This is a genomic window from Lacticaseibacillus manihotivorans DSM 13343 = JCM 12514, from assembly GCF_001435035.1.
In the GTDB taxonomy this organism is placed as follows: Bacteria; Bacillota; Bacilli; order Lactobacillales; family Lactobacillaceae; genus Lacticaseibacillus; species Lacticaseibacillus manihotivorans.
Window position 1 is genome coordinate 14,232 of sequence record NZ_AZEU01000116.1, and the last position, 18,001, is coordinate 32,232.

The following is an 18,001-nucleotide window of genomic DNA, read 5'->3' on the forward strand; positions in this document are numbered from 1 at the left end:
GGGTAAACCGCGCGCCCAGGCGAATATTATGGTAAACTATTATCAGTAAATACGAAGGGAATCGTGACAATGGTTAAATATAAACGAATCGTCCTCAAAGTGAGCGGCGAAGCACTTGCAGGAGAAGCTGGGTTTGGGATCAAACCACCAGTGATCGCAGAAATCGCCAAGGAAATCAAGGCAGTTCATGATCTTGGCGTTGAAATCGCGATCGTTTGTGGTGGTGGTAACGTTTGGCGTGGCGAAACTGGCGCTGAAATGGGCATGGAACGCGCCCAAGCCGATTACATGGGGATGTTAGCCACCGTGATGAACGGCTTGGCATTACAAGATAGCTTGGAAAACATCGGCGTGCCAACACGCGTGCAAACTTCCATCGAAATGCGTCAAATCGCTGAACCTTACATTCGGCGCAAGGCGGTTCGCCACCTTGAAAAAGGCCGCGTCGTCATTTTTGCTGGTGGGACTGGTAACCCATACTTCTCCACTGACACCACTGCTGCTTTACGGGCTGCTGAAATCAACGCTGACGTCATTTTGATGGCGAAAAACGGCGTCGATGGCGTATACGATGCCGATCCTAACAAAGTTGCCACTGCGACTAAGTTTGATTCCCTGACGCATTTGGATATCATCAACAAAGGCTTAAACGTGATGGATTCCACTGCAAGTACCTTGTCCATGGACAACGATATTCCATTGGTCGTGTTCAACTTGAACGAAGCGGACAACATTCGTCGCGTGGTTGAAGGCGAAAACATTGGGACCACGATTCGAGGAGGTAAATAGTTTTGGCTAATGAGATTATTGAAGCTGCCAAAGCGAACATGCAAAAGTCTGCTGAGGCTTTGCAACGTGAGCTCGGCGGTATTCGTGCAGGCCGCGCCAATGCTGGTTTATTGAACCGCGTTGAAGTGGAATACTATGGCGTGATGACCCCATTGAACCAAATGGCTGCCATCACCATTCCAGAACCGCGCGTGTTAATGGTCACCCCTTATGACAAGTCGATTTTAAAAGACATCGAAGCCGCCATCAACATGTCTGATCTGGGCATCAACCCAGCCAATGATGGCAGTACGATTCGCTTGGTGATCCCCCAACTGACTGGGGAACGCCGTCAAGAATTGGCTAAAGAAGTCGGCAAGTATGAAGAAGAAGCCAAAATTGCGACCCGCAATGTCCGTCGTGATGCCTTAGACAAGCTCAAAAAGCAAGAAAAGGCTGGCGAAATCACTGAAGACGACTTACATCGTTTCGAAAAAGACATTCAAAAAGTGATCGACGATGCGGCTAAAAACATCGAACAAATCGCTCGCGATAAAGAAAAAGAAATTACTGAAGGCTAAGCTTTTAACCCAAAATGGCTCACGCAGCAAAATTGCGTGAGCCATTTTGCTTAGAGAGCTTCATAAGTTCCACTTCAGCGACACGTCCTTTGCATGACACTGCCTAACCGCAGCTTGACCGGCACGTTAAGAAAGCGGATAATCGCTTTAATGCGAAAAGAGGGTCAACATGTCAGGAATTATTGAAATCGCCGCTTTGGCGGTAGGCGCATTTTTACTCGGGACTAGCACGCGAGGAAAATTTGCCAAATCAAAGTTACGCTTCGTCCAAATGGGCTTAGGGGTCGCTTTTATCTCCTTGGGATTATTAATGGCATTGCATTAACGGTTGGGGTTTTGAATCCGAACCGTTTTTCTTTGGCAAGCTTGCGACATCATCCAGTAATTTTTCGCTGGAAGCTACAAGCGGTAGGCTTTTTCTGCTACAATCAATGAGTATGTATCGCCGTATAAGGAGGCATCACCCTGTTGGCAAAACAAAATCTGCCAGAACTTGATCCCGCGCGGATCCCACAACATGTCGCCATTATCATGGATGGTAATGGTCGCTGGGCGAAAAAGCGCTTCTTGCCGCGTATCGCCGGGCACAAACAAGGCATGGAAGTGGTGAAAACCATTACCAAAGCTGCCAGCCATCTCGGCGTTAAAGTGTTGACGCTGTATGCATTTTCGACGGAAAACTGGAAACGTCCAGACAGCGAAGTGAACTATTTAATGAAGCTACCGGTCGATTTCTTCAACACCTTTGTGCCAGAATTGATCAAAGAAAACGTGCAAGTGCGCGTCATGGGCGAACTCGACGCCTTGCCTGCGCACACCCGCAAAGCTGCGGCTGATGCAGTGGCTGACACCGCGCAAAACACTGGCTTGATCTTAAACTTTGCGTTGAATTATGGCGGGCGCGACGAAATCGTCCAAGCCTTCCAACAAGTGGCGACGTTAGCGCAAGCTGGGCACCTCGATCCGGCCGAAATCACTGCTGACACCGTCAGCGCCCATTTGATGACCGCCGGCTTAGGCAAACTCGCTGATCCTGATTTGTTGATCCGCACTAGCGGTGAAGAACGGATCTCGAATTTCTTATTGTGGCAGTTAGCTTATTCGGAAATGGTCTTTACCGATACGCTTTGGCCAGACTTTACCGAAACCACCTTGAAACAAGCCATCGCGGATTATCAACGTCGCGATCGCCGCTTCGGTGGGTTATCCAAATAAAAACCTAGGTCCGTAATGGATCAATGGAGGAGTTTGATTTATGAAACAACGTGTTATCACCGCGATTGTCGCGCTGATCATTTTTATTCCAATTTTAGTCGCAGGTGGCATTTGGATCGAAATCGCCGCGGCTGCCTTAGCTTTAGTGGCGATGTCAGAAGTTTTCATCATGCGCAAACGGATCATTATGTCAGCGGACTTCTTGTTGGCCGGCCTTGGCGTGTTATTGGTGGTACTTCCCGACAGCTACTTCAAGTGGTTGCCAGCTCACCTTGGTCGCTTAGATCTGATCTACTTAGCAGTGGCGTGCTTGTTGCTGGTGACTGTGGCGACGAAAAACCGCACCAGCTTTGATGATGTGTCTGTGTCGACCTTAGCGATGTTTTACATCGGGACTGGTTTTCACAACTTGATCACCGTGCGCAATGGTGCCGGGCTGGATACGTTATTGTTTGCAATGCTGATCGTATGGCTCACTGATTCTGGGGCTTATATGGTCGGCCGCAAAATCGGCAAACATAAATTATGGCCAGCGATTTCCCCGAACAAAACTTGGGAAGGCTCCATCGGCGGTAATGTCGTGGCGTTGATTTTTGCCGCGATTTACTTGCACTTCTTCCCCCAATTTTACGGATTCTGGACCATGATGGCGATCGCCTTGTTCTTGTCCGTCGTCGGCCAACTCGGCGATCTGGTGGAATCGGCCTTGAAGCGGTATTATGGCGTCAAGGATTCTGGTAAGATCTTGCCAGGTCACGGTGGCATTTTAGATCGCTTTGATTCCATGTTGCTGGTGTTCCCAATGTTGCATTTATTGGGGATTGTTTAAAAGGAGGGCACTATGACGACCATCCTAGCTTTTATCGTTGTTTTCGTCATTTTAGTGTTGGTGCATGAATTTGGCCACTATTGGTTTGCCAAGCGTTCAGGCATTTTAGTCCGTGAATTCTCCATTGGAATGGGACCAAAGCTGGTCGCCTGGCGCAAACACAATACGACTTACACCTTGCGCCTGTTGCCTTTAGGCGGTTATGTCCGCATGGCAGGCTGGCAAGATGAAGAAGATGACATCAAACCTGGCACGCAATTAACATTGACCTTGAATGATGCCGGTGTGGTCACGCGCATCAACACGTCCAACAAAGTGACGCTTTCAGGTGGCATCGCGGTGCAAGTCGATCACTTAGACTTGCGCGAAGCGTTGACCATTTCCGGTTATGAATACGGCAACGATACGGAACTCAAAACTTGGTCCGTCGATCATGATGCGACGATCATCGAAGCTGATGGCACGGAAGTCGTCATTGCGCCTAACGACGTCCAATTTCAAAATGCGCCGGTGCTGAAACGGTTGTTGGTAAACTTCGCTGGACCGATGAATAACTTCATCTTGGCGATCATTGCTTTTATCATCGTCGGTTTCTTAGCTGGCGTGCCGCAACTGAACACCAATCAAATCGGGGAAGTGCAAGCTGGCTCACCTGCTGATAAAGCGGGGTTGGTCAGCGGCGCGAAGATCCGATCCATCGACAATACCAAGATCTTAAGCTTTGAAGATTTACAAACGGCAGTCACCAAGCACAAAGGTGAGACCTTAAAAGTGGTTGCGCAACAACAAGGTGCGACCAAAACTTTATCGATTACCCCAACTAAAAAAGGCTTGATCGGCGTCACCACTTATATGGATAAATCCGCTAGCGCCGCGATCCCATATGGCTTCACTCAAAGTTGGTCGTTAGCCACGCGGATCTTAACGGTACTGAAATCCTTAGTCACCGGCCACTTCTCATTGAACAAGTTGGCAGGACCTGTGGGCATTTACACCATGACCAGCTCCGCGGCTGCCGGTGGGCTCAATTCCTTGGTTTTCTTCTTGGCTTACTTGTCCTTAAACTTAGGGATCATGAACTTGATTCCGATCCCAGTGCTGGACGGTGGGAAGATCTTGTTGAACTTGGTGGAAATCATTCGCCGCAAACCGCTATCTCGCGACAAAGAAGGCATCGTGACCATGATCGGTGCTGGTTTAATGGTCTTGCTGCTGGTTGCAGTGACGATCAATGATATTTTGCGCCAGTTTTAAGCTGGCAAACATAATTTGGAGGCAATCCCTTGAAACAATCTCGCATGTTTATCCCAACTGTTAAAGAAGCCCCGGCAGATGCTGTGGCGCTTTCTCATAAAATGATGATCCGCTCTGGCTTTGTCCGCCAGGTTTCCGCTGGGGTCTACGCCTACTTACCATTGGCAGAACGCGTATTGCAAAACATCGACAACATCATTGATGACGAAATGCAAAAAATCGACGCGGTTAAAATGCGCATGCCAAGCATTTTACCAGCAGAACTTTGGGAACAATCCGGCCGTTATGAAACTTACGGGCCTAACTTGTTCAAGTTCAAAGATCGCCATGATCGCGACTTTATCTTAGGTCCGACCCATGAAGAAACTTTCACCGACACCGTGAAGAATGCGGTGAACTCCTACAAGAAAATGCCTTTGGTGTTATACCAAATCCAATCCAAGTTCCGTGACGAAGACCGTCCGCGTTACGGCGTGTTGCGTGGCCGCGAATTCATTATGAAGGATGCTTATTCCTTCACTGCGACTGAAGAAGACCTCGATGTCGTCTACAAGCAAATGGAAAAAGCTTATACCAACATTTTCAACCGGGTCGGCTTAGACTTCCGCACGATCATTGGTGACGGTGGGGCCATGGGCGGTAAAGATTCCAAGGAATTCTCTGCCGTGGCGCCAATTGGTGAAGATACCATCGTGTACTCCGATGCCTCAGATTATGCGGCGAACTTGGAAATGGCCACGAGCATGGTGATGCCACAACCAAGCCATGCTGACGCCAAGGACTTGACCACCGTTGAAACTGGCGATGCTAAAACCATCGAAGAAGTTTCCGCTGAACTCAATGTCCCAGCTTCCCAATTGATCAAATCCGTCTTATTTATCGCAGACGAAAAGCCAGTCTTGGCTTTAGTTCGTGGCGATTATGAAGTCAACGACGTCAAGTTGAAGAACTTGCTGGGTGCTGACTTCTTAGATATGGCGACGCCTGACCAAGTGCAAGCAGCGATGCATTGCGCCATCGGCAACGTTGGCCCAGTCGGCGTGGACGTTGACGTGCGCGTGATCGCAGATAACTCCTTAAAGGGCTTGGCGAACTTGGTGGCCGGCGCTAACGCTGAAGGCAAGCATTTGGTCAACGTGAATATCGATCGTGACTTCACGCCAGAACAATTTGCCGACATTCGTTTTGTCACTGAAGGCGAAGTGTCACCAGATGGTCAAGGCGTCTTGCACTTCACCCGTGGGATCGAAATCGGCCATATCTTTAAGCTTGGCACGCGCTACTCCAAAGTGATGGGCGCTGACTTCTTAGATGAAAATGGCCGCGCCCAACCGATCATCATGGGCTCTTATGGGATCGGGGTTTCTCGCTTGTTGTCTGCGGTTGCTGAACAACAAGCTGACGAACACGGATTGGTATGGCCAAAGAACATCGCACCATTTGACGTGCATGTCATTCCAGTCAACGTCAAGAAAGCGGAACAAAAAGATTTGGCTGAAGCCATCACCAATGACTTGCAAGACGCAGGGTACCAAGTCTTGTTGGATGATCGCAACGAACGTGCCGGCGTGAAGTTTGCTGATTCGGATTTGATCGGCTTGCCAATTCGCATTACGGTTGGGAAGAAAGCCGAAGATGGCATCGTTGAATTGAAGTTGCGCAAGACTGGGGAAACCCTTGAAGTCAAGCAAGCAGAATTGATCAACTCCTTGCACATTTTGCTCGACCAATTGAACTAAACGCATTGCTTAGCAGGATCCGTTATCGGATCCTGTTTTTGTGTGGCGAATTGAATGCTCGTGCCGAGATTTTATTGCATTTTAGATACAACCATGGCCTTGGTCCAGACGGCACACAAAATCCACGAAACAGTGGCCCATTTCGTGGATTCTTGGCTTGACGCCAATTCAATTACGTTCGTGCCCTTCAAACAGCTCTGATACGTATCTGCGTCGCCTTGGGCTCTTGACCCTTGACCACGTTCGGGACTAATCGGCAATGCATTAGCCTTTCGTCGCACAGGCGCACCAGCTACCCATGTCGCCATGAGGTGTTCAACCCGGTGTCATCTTTAGTTTGAACCCCACGGGGGTCCTTCGATGCCGGCATTTCTGATACGAGAGAGCCAACGTTGCTCAACCAAATTCGCTGAGTCGCTGCGGGTCGGTCTCATTCGGTTTAACGAAGCTCTTCCGCTTCGCCATGAAGTGGTACAGGCGACCTGGCCTAAGCCGTCTACTTCTCCTGCCATGATAGTAACGCGTTTAATCATCCGTGACAAGACTATTGCTTATAAACGTTTTTCATAAAATTTTGGAAAAATGTGTCCCAAGGTTGAGGTGGATGGCTTTTCGATGCCTGTCTTTTGTTGCCGTTGAATGAAAAAAATTTCAGTTCCTTCTGGGCGTCAAGAACGCTTGTGACCACACATAAAAACAGTTAAGCTAGATGCATGACAAAATTCTGCGAGTGATCGCAGAAGAAAGGTGGCCGTTTCTTGGCTTTATCCAAACACGAAATGTTTACGAAGTTGTTGGAACAATTGCAACTTCCACAAGATCTCGCCAACTATCCTGGCTTTAACGATGCGACGATCGATCAAGTCGCCGTCCACACGAAGTCCAAACATTATCACTTCACCATTGGCGTGCCGACGATTTTACCCGTCGCCGTGTACACGCCATTTGAACAACATTTACAAGCCGCTTTTAAAGATATCGCCTCAGTTGGTTTGTCCATCAAGGCTGAAAATCCCAGTTTTGATCAGGCGCTGTTGTCAGGTTATTGGGCGTATGTCGTCAAAAATGCTGGCATTCAATCCAGTTTGGTGTACGAATTATGTACCAAACAAGAGCCCAAGCTCAATGACGGCCGCGTCAGCTTATTGGCTGAAAATGAACCCGTCCGGCAATTCTTGATCAATCAAGGCCTGGGTAAGCTGGAAGATGCTTATCATACCGTCGGGTTTCAAACGCTACATTTAAATGCTGACGTCGATGAAGACAAAGCCAACGCGCAAATCGAAGCGTTCAAAGCCCAAAAGGCTCAAGAAACTGCCGAGCTAGCGAAAAAAGCAGCCGAAGTGGTCCAACAGCGCCAACAAGCCCAAGCCGCAGATCCGAATGCCGGCAGCGGTCCGATCACGCTTGGCCGCGGGATCAAGTCCAGTGATGAGCCGCAACAAATGGTCACTATCACGGAAGAAGAACGCTCGGTCACGGTTGAAGGTTATGTGTTTGACGTTGAAGTGCGTGAATTACGTTCCAAACGTAAACTTTTAATTTTCAAGCTGACGGATTACACGTCGAGTTTTATTGCCAAGAAGTTCTCCAATAATGCTGAAGATGAAGCCATGTTTGATCGGATCTCGGCAGGGATGTGGTTGCGTGTGCGTGGGAGCGTTCAAGAAGATAACTTCTCGCGTGAATTGACCATCATGGCCCAAGATGTGCAAGAAGTGAAGCACCCACTTCCAACTGATGACGTGGAAGGCGACAAGCGCATCGAATTGCACTTGCACACTAACATGTCGACGATGGATGGGATGACTTCGATTTCCGATTACGTCAAGCGTGCCAAAAAGTGGGGCCATGAAGCCATTGCCGTGACTGATCACGCCGGCTTGCAGGCTTATCCTGAAGCCCATACCGCCGCAGGCAAAGCGGACATGAAAATGATTTACGGCGTGGAAGTCAACTTAGTCGATGATGGGACGCCGGTCGCTTATAACGCAGACGTCGCCCGCCCCTTAGCCACTGATACTTATGTGGTGTTTGATATTGAAACCACGGGGCTGTCTGCGGTTTACGACAAGATCATTGAAATTGCCGCAGTGAAAATGCAAGACGGTAAGGTGATCGACGAATTTGAAGAATTGATCGACCCAGGCTTCCCATTATCTGAGTTCACCATCAACTTGACGCATATCACCGATGACATGGTGCATGGCTCTAAAACTGAAGCCCAAGTGTTGAACTTGTTCCGCGAATTTTGTGACGGCAGTATCATGGTCGGCCATAATGTGACCTTTGATGTGGGCTTTATCAATGCGGGTTATCGGCGGTTGAATCAGGAAGACATCCAAAATCCCGTGGTCGATACCTTGGAATTATCCCGGATGTTGCATCCAGAACGCAAGAATCACAAACTCGATACTTTGACCAAAGCCTATAAAATCGCTTTGGAAAATCACCATCGGGCCAATGCCGATTCAGAAGCGACTGGTTATTTACTGTACGCCTTAGAAAAAGAAGCCGCCAAAAAATATAACATCACCACGCTTGATCAATTGAACTCGCGCGTCGGTGCTGGTGATGCGTGGAAGCAAAGCCGACCCAGTCATGCGATCATTTTGGCCAAAACACAAGAAGGGTTGAAGAACTTATTTAAACTCGTCTCCATATCCAACGTCGAAACTTATTACCGCATGCCACGAGTTCCGCGCTCACGCTTGCAAAAACTGCGTGATGGCTTAGTGGTGGGATCGGCTTGTTCCAGTGGTGAAGTCTTCACCGCCATGATGCAAAAAGGCTACGCTGAAGCGGCCAAAAAAGCGGAATTCTACGACTATTTAGAAGTTCAGCCTTTAGATAACTATTTACCATTAAAAGAAGCGGAATTAGTCAAAGGTGATGCCCACTTAAAAGACATTATTTCTAACATCATCAAGATTGGGGCTGCACAAAACAAACCGGTCGTGGCCACCGGCGATGCGCATTACTTAGATAAAACCGATGCCGTGTATCGCAAAATTTTGATTCATTCGCAAGGCGGGGCCAACCCGCTGAACCGTCACAGCTTACCCGATGTGCATTTCCGCTCCACCAAAGAAATGCTCGATGCCTTCAGCTGGTTGCCAGAAGATCAAGCGCATCAAATCGTCGTCGACAATACCCATGTGGTGGCCGATTGGATCGATGGCAGCATCACGCCAGTCAAAACCAAACTTTACACGCCAGATATTCCTGGGGTGAAGGAAAACTTGACCAAAGACGTGATGGATACTGCCCATAAGTTGTACGGCGATCCACTGCCTGAAATTGTTTCCGCCCGTTTGGACAAAGAACTCAAGTCGATCATCGGCAACGGGTTTGCCGTGATTTACAACATTGCCCAACAACTGGTATTGAAGTCCAACAAAGACGGTTACTTGGTTGGGTCACGGGGTTCTGTCGGGTCAAGTTTAGCGGCGACCATGTCTGGCATCACGGAAATCAACCCATTGCCGCCGCATTATCGCTGTCCACAGTGTCAATATTCCGAATTCTTTACCAAAGGGGAATATGGGTCCGGCTTTGATTTACCGGATAAAGATTGTCCCAACTGTGGCGCAGAACTGGTCAAAGATGGTCAAGATATTCCCTTTGAAACTTTCTTAGGGTTTAAAGGGGATAAAGTCCCTGATATCGATTTAAACTTCTCTGGGGATTATCAGCCCGTCGCGCATAACTACATTAAAGTGTTATTCGGGGAAGATCACGCCTTTCGCGCTGGGACCATCGGCACCGTCGCCGATAAAACGGCTTATGGCTATGTCAAAGCTTACGAACGCGATACCGGCCAAATGATCCGCGGCGCGGAAATCGATCGCTTGGCTAAAGGCGCCACTGGGGTCAAGCGGACGACTGGACAGCATCCGGCAGGGATTTTGATTGTGCCAGCCAACATGGATATTTACGACTTTTCGCCGATTCAATATCCTGCCGACGATCAAAACGCCGCATGGAAAACCACCCACTTTGATTTCCACTCGATTCATGACAACATTTTGAAAATGGATGTGCTGGGGCATGATGACCCGACCATGATCCGGATGTTGCAAGATTTATCTGGGGTTGAACCAAAGTCGATTCCCATGGATGATCCTGGTGTGATGTCGCTGTTTTCAAGCACTGAAGCTCTTGGGGTGACGCCTGAGCAAATCGGTTCAAAAACCGGGACGCTTGGGGTGCCAGAATTTGGGACGCGGTTTGTGCGCGGGATGCTTGAAGAAACGCATCCGAAGCATTTTTCTGAGTTATTGCAAATCTCTGGTTTGTCTCACGGCACAGATGTGTGGTTAGGCAACGCCGAAGAATTGATCCAAAACAAAGTCGTCACCATTAAAGAAGTGATCGGCTGTCGTGATAACATCATGATGGATTTGATTCACTGGGGGATGGATGACTCCATGGCGTTCAACATCATGGAACACGTGCGTAAAGGCCGCGGAATCCCAGATGAATGGCAACAAGCGATGCGCGACAATGAATCCGTTCCTGATTGGTACATCGATTCTTGTTTGAAGATCAAGTACATGTTCCCGAAAGCCCATGCCGCCGCTTATGACTTAATGGGTTTGCGGATCGCTTGGTTTAAGGTGTACTTCCCATTGGTGTATTACGCTTCATACTTCTCAGTGCGCGCTGAAGATTTCGATTTGGCCGCGATGAGTCATGGTAAAGAAGCAGTGAAAGCAGCGATTAAGGAAATCACCGACAAAGGTATGGAGGCCTCGACGAAAGAAAAGAACCTGCAAACCATCCTTGAAATCGCCAACGAATGTCTCGAACGCGGCTTCAAGATCCAAATGGTGGATATCGACAAGTCTGATGCCCATGATTTCTTGATCGTTGACGACCACACACTACTCGCACCATTCCGCGCGGTGCCGAGTTTAGGTGATAACGTCGCCAAGCAAATCGTCTCTGCTCGTGAAGAAAAACCTTTCTTATCTAAAGAAGATTTGGCCAAGCGCGGCAAAGTGTCCAAGACCTTGATCGATTACATGACTGAAAACCATGTCCTCGATCACTTACCAGACGAAAACCAACTCTCGTTATTTGACGGGTTGTTTTAGTCCAATTCACGAAAAGCTAAGGACTCCAGGCCGCTGAACTGCGGCTGGACAGGCATTTCACTTTGTCTGCAGAATAAAAGCTAACTCGTAAAAACCGCGAGTGGATCTTGTATTCTGCACCGTTGTAAGGGGTAAACCCCTTACAACAGTGCGACGGCTGATGCCTGTCCAGCCTTCGTTCAGCGACCTTCCGTCCTCAGCTTTTCTACATTTAGTCATAATTCTCAGGTGTGAGATCGGCCGGAATGATTGACGGGTCTAGAAATATCCCATGGTTTTCTTCCATACGATTAGTTTTATATCACCATTGCGTTTATATATTGTGCTATGAAATATATGTTGTCGTGATAGTCAATCAAACCATGTTTTTGAACAAGGCTGTTGTGTAGCCATTTGGGGTCAGTGGACTAGTGGAGCGGGGAGGTGGAAATCATCGAGCGTGCCGGCCACGAGAGATGATTTCCGCCGAGCCGCGGAGCTAGTTCACTGACGCCAGATGGCGGCACGCACCCAAGCAGGTGTCAAGTTTTTCAATTGACAACACAGTTGCAATGACTGGTTTCATGTGGTAAATTAGTTGTAGTAATTATGATGTCGGCGGAGGAGTGAGCAGCGATGCTCACTCTTTTTCATGGACGATGTCAACTCCAATACAAGTTAAGGGGGGGAAGTATGAGTACAGTTGTCGAAACCGTGTCTGCGATCGTGAATCCGATTTTGGCTGACAACGGCTTTTATCTCAGTGATATTGAATTCGTTAAAGAAGGCGGCAGTTGGTATTTACGCGTTTACGTGGACAAAACCGGCGGCATTTCACTGAATGAATGCGTGTTGGTATCCGAGGCGCTGTCTGAAAAGCTCGACGCCATGGATCCCGATCCGATCCCGCAAGCTTATTTTTTGGAGGTCTCAAGCCCTGGTGCCGAACGTCCTTTAAAAAACGAGCAAGATTATCAAAATGCAGTGGGCGATTATATTCACATTTCACTGTTTTCCAAAGTTAATGGCAAGAAAGTCTATGAAGGCACACTCAAGTCCCTTGATGCCGAAACATTGACTTTGACGCTCAAGGATAAGGCGCGTAAATTCGATCAAGAATTCCAACGCAGTGCCATTGCCAAGGCGCGCTTAGCCATCGAGTTTTAATCTGTAGAAAAGGAAGATCAGTATGTCAAAGGAAATGATTGAGGCGCTTGACGCCTTAGAGCAAGAAAAAGGCGTGAAAAAAGCCATCGTTATCGATGCGCTGGAACAAGCCTTGGCCAGTGCTTATAAGCGCAACTACAACCAAGCGCAAAACGTTGAAGTGACGTTTGATCAAGATCGTGGTGACATCCACGTTTATGCGGTCAAAGAAGTCACTGAAGAAGTGTTTGATTCCCGCTTGGAAGTCAGCTTAAAAGATGCATTAGCGATCAACCGCGCTTATGAAATCGGCGACGAGATCCGCTTTGAAGTCACCCCTAAAGACTTCGGCCGCATCGCTGCCCAAACGGCCAAGCAAGTGATCATGCAGCGTGTGCGTGAAGCCGAACGTTCTATCGTCTATGATGAATATTCTCAATATGAAGAAGAAATCATGTCTGGTGTGGTGGAACGGCGCGATAACAAGTTCATCTATGTGAACTTAGGCAAGATCGAAGCCGTCCTCGGCAAGCAAGATCAAATGCCAAACGAACACTACGAAGCCCATGATCGCATCAAGGTGTACGTCACCAAAGTTGAAAATGCCACCAAAGGCCCACAAGTCTTCGTGTCTCGGACCAACCCTGGTTTAGTCAAGCGCTTATTTGAACAAGAAGTGCCTGAAATTTTTGACGGCGTCGTCGAAATTGCTGGCATCGCTCGCGAAGCCGGCGATCGCACCAAGTTAGCGGTGCGTTCTAATAACCCAAGTGTTGACCCAGTCGGCACAACAGTTGGCCCTAAAGGTGCGCGTGTCCAAGCAGTGGTCAACGAATTGTCTGGCGAAAACATGGACGTGGTGCAATACGAAGAAGATCCAGTTGATTATATCGCCAACGCCTTAAACCCAGCGCAAGTCATCGCCGTGCAGTTCAACGACGAAGACAACGACCGTTCTTGCACGGTCATCGTGCCTGATTACCAATTGTCTTTGGCTATCGGTAAAAAAGGTCAAAACGCGCGCTTAGCTGCTAAGCTCACTGGCTACAAGATCGACATCAAGCCAGAATCTGAAGTGGAATTCGTCGACGATGATGAATTTGCTGAAGACGACCAAGCAGCAGCGCAAACTGACGCTACCGTTGATGATCAACCAGCAACTGAAACCGAAGCATCTGACGCGCCAGCTGAAGATCCTGAATCGGATTCAGCAGAATAGGAGGCCATCATGGCAAAAGTTCGCAAGATCCCAATGCGTAAAGATTTGCTGAGTGGTGAGATGTTTCCTAAAAAAGAAATGGTCCGCATCGTTAAAAACGCTGACGGCACTGTTTCAATCGATCCCACGGGCAAAGCGGCTGGCCGCGGGGCTTATGTGGCCTTAAAGCCAGAAGCTATCGCGCAAGCCAAAGCCAAGAAAGTGATCGACAAAGCGTTTGAATTAGCTGTCGATCCGGCATTTTATGATGAGTTGTTTGCCTACGTGGACCACAAGAAAGCCCGCATGGAACTCTTCGGAGATAAAAGCAAATGACCCCACAACAACAAGCCGCTAATCTGTTAGGTTTAGCGCGCCGAGCTGGTAAGCTGACCATGGGCGAAGGGTTCGTCTTAAGTGCCATTCGCGATGGCAGTGCCAAGTTAGTGATCGTCGCTAACGATGCCAGTGATAACACGAAAAAATTATTTACTGATAAAAGTAGCTTTTATGAGGTCCCGATCAATTCAAGTTTCACCAAGTTGGATATTTCCGATGCGATCGGTGCACCGCGCACAGCAGTGGCTGTGCAAGACCAAGGTTTCGCCAAGAAGCTGATAAAGCTGCTCACCTAAATTAAACAGGGAGCGTGAAGAAATGGGCAAAAAACGAGTCTATGAATTTGCCAAAGAAATGAATGTCCCATCAAAAGCTGTCATTGAAGCAGCTGCGAAGGCGGGCATCGAATTTAAAGGTCATCAATCGACCATGGAACCAGCACAAGAAGCAACAGTACGCAAAGCAATGGGTGGCACTAGCCAACCAGCTGCTAAGCCGGTTGAAAAAGCTGCTGCGCCAAAAGCTGAAACTAAGCCTGCAGAAAAGCCAGCTGCATCAAAGGCTGAAGCCAAACCTGCAACACAACCTGCACCTAGCACGCATCATGCCAGCCAAAAGACCAAAGATGGGAAGACTTTGATTTCCAAGTCTGCCATCCGCCGTCCACATGCAGCGCAACAATCCAATCAACGCGGTGGCCAAAACCGAAACAATAACCAAAACAACGGTCGCCCACAATCTGGGAACCGGGAGAATAACCGCACGAACAATAACAACAACCGATCCAACGATCGCAACGCTCAAAGCAACAACGGGCGTCCAAACAATAACAACAATCGCAACCGTGACAATCGTCGCAATGACCGCAACCAACAAACTGGCCCAATGCCACGTGCTGGCCGCGCCACTGCTGCCAACTCTCAACCGCGTCCAGTTGCTGGCAATGACGAAAAGTTCATCCAACAATTGAAGCAACAACAAGCTGCCAAAGCGGCTAAGAAGCAACAACAAGAAGCAGCGCAAAAAGCGGCCCAACAACAAGCTGCTAAGCCTGCAGCCTCTGCTCGTCCGGCCCAACAAAGCCGTCCTGCTAACAACAATGCGCGTCCGGCTCAAAACAGTCGCCCACAAGCAACGGCTTCGCAACAACAAACCACTGCACCGCGTCCAGCCCGGAATCATTTTGAATCTGCGCCACAAGGCAATGATAATAATGGTCGCAACAATAACTTCCGCGGTGGCCGTAACAATGGCCGCAACAACTTCGGTAACAACAACGGTAACGGCTACAACCGTAACAACCGTCGTAACAAGAAGAACAAGCGTCGCCAACAACAATCTGCACCAAAGAAGCCGATGCCACAGCGTAAAGATCGTCCGTTACCAGAAACTTTGGTTTACACCGTCGGCATGAACGCGCAAGATCTGGGTAAGATCTTGCACCGCGAACCAGCTGAAATCATCAAGAAGTTGTTCATGCTTGGTGTGATGGTCAACCAAAACCAATCTTTGGATAAAGACACGATCGAATTGATCGCCACTGACTACGGCATTGACGCTCAAGAAAAAGTCCAAGAAGATATCACCGACTTGGATAAGGTCTTTGAAGAAGAAACGACTAGCACAGACAACTTGCAATCTCGGCCACCAGTGGTCACCATCATGGGTCACGTTGACCATGGTAAAACGACGCTTTTGGATAAATTACGTCACACGCATGTCACTGAAGGCGAAGCCGGTGGGATCACCCAACATATCGGGGCTTACCAAACGCGCTTGAACGACCGTGTGATCACGTTCCTGGATACGCCAGGGCACGCGGCCTTCACGAACATGCGGGCGCGTGGTGCTGATATCACCGATATCATTGTCTTAGTTGTTGCTGCGGATGATGGTGTGATGCCTCAGACCATTGAAGCCATCAACCATGCCAAAGCAGCGCATGCGCCAATTATCGTTGCGGTCAACAAGATCGATAAGCCAGGGGCTAACCCGAACCATGTCATGGAACAACTCGCAGAATACGAATTGATTCCAGAATCATGGGGTGGCGACACCATTTTCGTTGAAATTTCTGCTAAGTTCGGCAAAAACATCGACGAATTGTTGGAAATGATCTTGCTGGAAGCTGACGTCTTGGAACTCAAGGCTAACCCTGATCAAAAGGCTGTCGGTACTGTGATCGAATCTCGTTTGGACAAAGGCCGTGGCCCAGTTTCCACTGTTTTGGTTCAACAAGGGACTTTGCACATCGGCGATCCTGTCGTTGTCGGCAACACCTATGGCCGCATCCGGACCATGACCAACGATCGTGGTCGTCGGGTCAAGGAAGCCATTCCTGCAATGCCAGTTGAAATCACTGGGTTAAACGACGTGCCACAATCTGCTGATCGCTTCGTGGTCTTCGACGATGAAAAGACGGCTCGTGCGGCTGGTGAAGAACGTGCTAAGCGCGCGCAAGATAAAGAACGTCAATCCAACGCTCACGTCACCTTAGACAACTTGTTTGAAACGATGAAGGAAGGTCAACTGAAAGAAGTTGACGTCATCATCAAAGCCGACGTTCAAGGTTCTGTTGAAGCCATTGCGGGATCGCTTAAGAAGATCGAAGTTGAAGGCGTTCGCGTCAACATCATCCATCAAGCCGTTGGTGCCATCAACGAATCTGATGTGACCTTGGCCAGTGCGTCTAACGCCATCATCATCGGCTTTAATGTCCGGCCTACGCCACAAGCCAAAGCCCAAGCGGATCAAGACGATGTTGATATCCGCTTGCACTCTGTCATTTACAAGGCCATCGATGAAGTCGAAGCCGCGATGAAAGGTATGCTTGACCCAACCTTTGAAGAAAAAGTTACCGGTCAAATCACGGTTCGAGAAACCATCAGCGTTTCCAAAGTCGGCACCGTTATTGGTGGCTACGTGGATTCCGGCTTCATCAAGCGTGACTCTAAAGTCCGCTTGATCCGTGACGGCATTGTGATTCACGAAGGCGAATTGGGTTCCTTGCGTCGTTTCAAAGATGACGTTAAGGAAGTCAAGACCGGCTTTGAATTCGGGATGACGATCGCTAGTTACAACGACGTCAAGGAAGGCGACCAAATCGAAGCTTACTCCATGGAAGAAGTTCCAGTTAAGTAAGCCAGGTTTGATTGCCCAAGGAGAAACCTATGAAGCATCGTATTGGTCGGGTAGAAACCCAGATCCAACGTGAAATCGACGACATTTTGTTAAAAGATGTCAACGATCCACGGGTGCAAGGTGTGACCATCACCGGCATCAATCTCACCGGCGACCTCCAAGAAGCCACCGTTTACTTCAGCATTCTTTCCGATGACGAAAAGAAAATCGCTGAAGCGCAAACAGGCTTAGATAAGGCCACTGGCTTGATCCGCCGCGAAGTCGGCCAACGCATCAAGTTATTCAAAACGCCAGAAATCAAATTCGAGCAAGATAAGTCTGTGGCTTATGGTTCTCGGATCGATCAACTCTTGGCAGATTTGAAGAAGAAACAATAACCAACAAAGCGGTAGGACAAATTGTCCTACCGCTTTTGTGTTCTTTACGCGGACGAAAATCACTGAGCTCCAGCAAAAAGTATTCCGGCGGACTGGTCATGGCGACCGAAGTAGAGCAATGACGCGAATTGGATAACTCGCAACTAGCTTCGCGTCGCCGCGAGTGGATCTCCTTGTCGCTGGACTCTAGGTAAAAAATCGCCAAGAGCGCCACGACTGATGACCAGTCCGCCTTCACACTTTTTGCTTGCGCTCAGTGATTTTTTAGGCGACGCAGGAGGATCGTAAGCAGGAGATAACAGCACGGATTCCCTAATCAAATTTCCAGCGGTACAC

General features: G+C 48.7%; 15 protein-coding genes. 14 read left to right on the forward strand and 1 reads right to left on the reverse strand.

Features of this window, described 5'->3' with window-relative positions; genetic code table 11:
- Nucleotides 1-69: 69 nt before the first annotated feature.
- The 14 genes from pyrH to rbfA all read left to right on the forward strand — a co-directional run bounded on the left by pyrH (nucleotide 70) and on the right by rbfA (nucleotide 17,665).
- On the forward strand, nucleotides 70-789 hold the full coding sequence (gene pyrH / locus FD01_RS06305; RefSeq protein WP_056963281.1) for a UMP kinase: 720 nt from the start codon (nucleotides 70-72) through the stop codon (nucleotides 787-789).
- Nucleotides 790-791: 2 nt separating this feature from the next.
- Nucleotides 792-1,349: a ribosome recycling factor gene (frr, locus tag FD01_RS06310; protein WP_054714801.1), complete on the forward strand. Its 558-nt coding sequence runs from the start codon at nucleotides 792-794 to the stop codon at nucleotides 1,347-1,349.
- 169 nt (nucleotides 1,350-1,518) lie between these two features.
- The gene (locus FD01_RS16025; RefSeq protein WP_156647276.1) at nucleotides 1,519-1,674 is read left to right on the forward strand and encodes a hypothetical protein; all 156 of its coding nucleotides are present in this window, start codon (nucleotides 1,519-1,521) and stop codon (nucleotides 1,672-1,674) included.
- 143 nt (nucleotides 1,675-1,817) lie between these two features.
- Nucleotides 1,818-2,564 (forward strand): isoprenyl transferase, encoded by a 747-nt coding sequence (locus FD01_RS06315; RefSeq protein ID WP_404820832.1) that lies wholly within the window; start codon nucleotides 1,818-1,820, stop codon nucleotides 2,562-2,564.
- A 40-nt stretch (nucleotides 2,565-2,604) separates the two neighbouring features.
- A complete protein-coding gene (locus tag FD01_RS06320; protein WP_054714804.1) occupies nucleotides 2,605-3,393 on the forward strand; it encodes a phosphatidate cytidylyltransferase in 789 nt (262 codons plus the stop codon).
- Nucleotides 3,394-3,405: 12 nt separating this feature from the next.
- On the forward strand, nucleotides 3,406-4,647 hold the full coding sequence (rseP, locus tag FD01_RS06325) for an RIP metalloprotease RseP (RefSeq protein WP_056963285.1): 1,242 nt from the start codon (nucleotides 3,406-3,408) through the stop codon (nucleotides 4,645-4,647).
- 29 nt (nucleotides 4,648-4,676) lie between these two features.
- A complete protein-coding gene (locus FD01_RS06330) occupies nucleotides 4,677-6,386 on the forward strand; it encodes a proline--tRNA ligase (protein ID WP_056963287.1) in 1,710 nt (569 codons plus the stop codon).
- 758 nt (nucleotides 6,387-7,144) lie between these two features.
- Entirely contained in the window at nucleotides 7,145-11,485 is a 4,341-nt protein-coding gene (locus FD01_RS06335) for a PolC-type DNA polymerase III (RefSeq protein WP_056963288.1), read from the forward strand.
- 672 nt (nucleotides 11,486-12,157) lie between these two features.
- Complete coding sequence (gene rimP / locus FD01_RS06340; protein WP_056963290.1) at nucleotides 12,158-12,631, forward strand: ribosome maturation factor RimP; 474 nt, start codon at nucleotides 12,158-12,160, stop codon at nucleotides 12,629-12,631.
- Between the two features lie 22 nt (nucleotides 12,632-12,653).
- Nucleotides 12,654-13,829 carry a transcription termination factor NusA gene (nusA, locus tag FD01_RS06345; RefSeq protein WP_056963292.1) on the forward strand — a complete coding sequence of 392 codons (1,176 nt, stop codon included), beginning with the start codon at nucleotides 12,654-12,656 and terminating at the stop codon, nucleotides 13,827-13,829.
- Between the two features lie 9 nt (nucleotides 13,830-13,838).
- The gene (gene rnpM, locus FD01_RS06350) at nucleotides 13,839-14,144 is read left to right on the forward strand and encodes an RNase P modulator RnpM (RefSeq protein WP_054714807.1); all 306 of its coding nucleotides are present in this window, start codon (nucleotides 13,839-13,841) and stop codon (nucleotides 14,142-14,144) included.
- A complete protein-coding gene (locus tag FD01_RS06355) occupies nucleotides 14,141-14,443 on the forward strand; it encodes a L7Ae/L30e/S12e/Gadd45 family ribosomal protein (RefSeq protein WP_056963294.1) in 303 nt (100 codons plus the stop codon). The genes rnpM and FD01_RS06355 overlap by 4 nt, the downstream gene beginning before the upstream one ends.
- Nucleotides 14,444-14,465: 22 nt before the next feature.
- Entirely contained in the window at nucleotides 14,466-17,288 is a 2,823-nt protein-coding gene (gene infB, locus FD01_RS06360) for a translation initiation factor IF-2 (RefSeq protein WP_056963295.1), read from the forward strand.
- 29 nt (nucleotides 17,289-17,317) lie between these two features.
- A complete protein-coding gene (gene rbfA, locus FD01_RS06365) occupies nucleotides 17,318-17,665 on the forward strand; it encodes a 30S ribosome-binding factor RbfA (protein WP_056963297.1) in 348 nt (115 codons plus the stop codon).
- Nucleotides 17,666-17,808: 143 nt separating this feature from the next.
- On the opposite strand, the gene FD01_RS16570 is transcribed toward rbfA, so the two are convergent.
- Nucleotides 17,809-18,001: hypothetical protein (locus tag FD01_RS16570; protein ID WP_235802936.1), on the reverse strand; the 193-nt coding region annotated here is incomplete at its 5' end.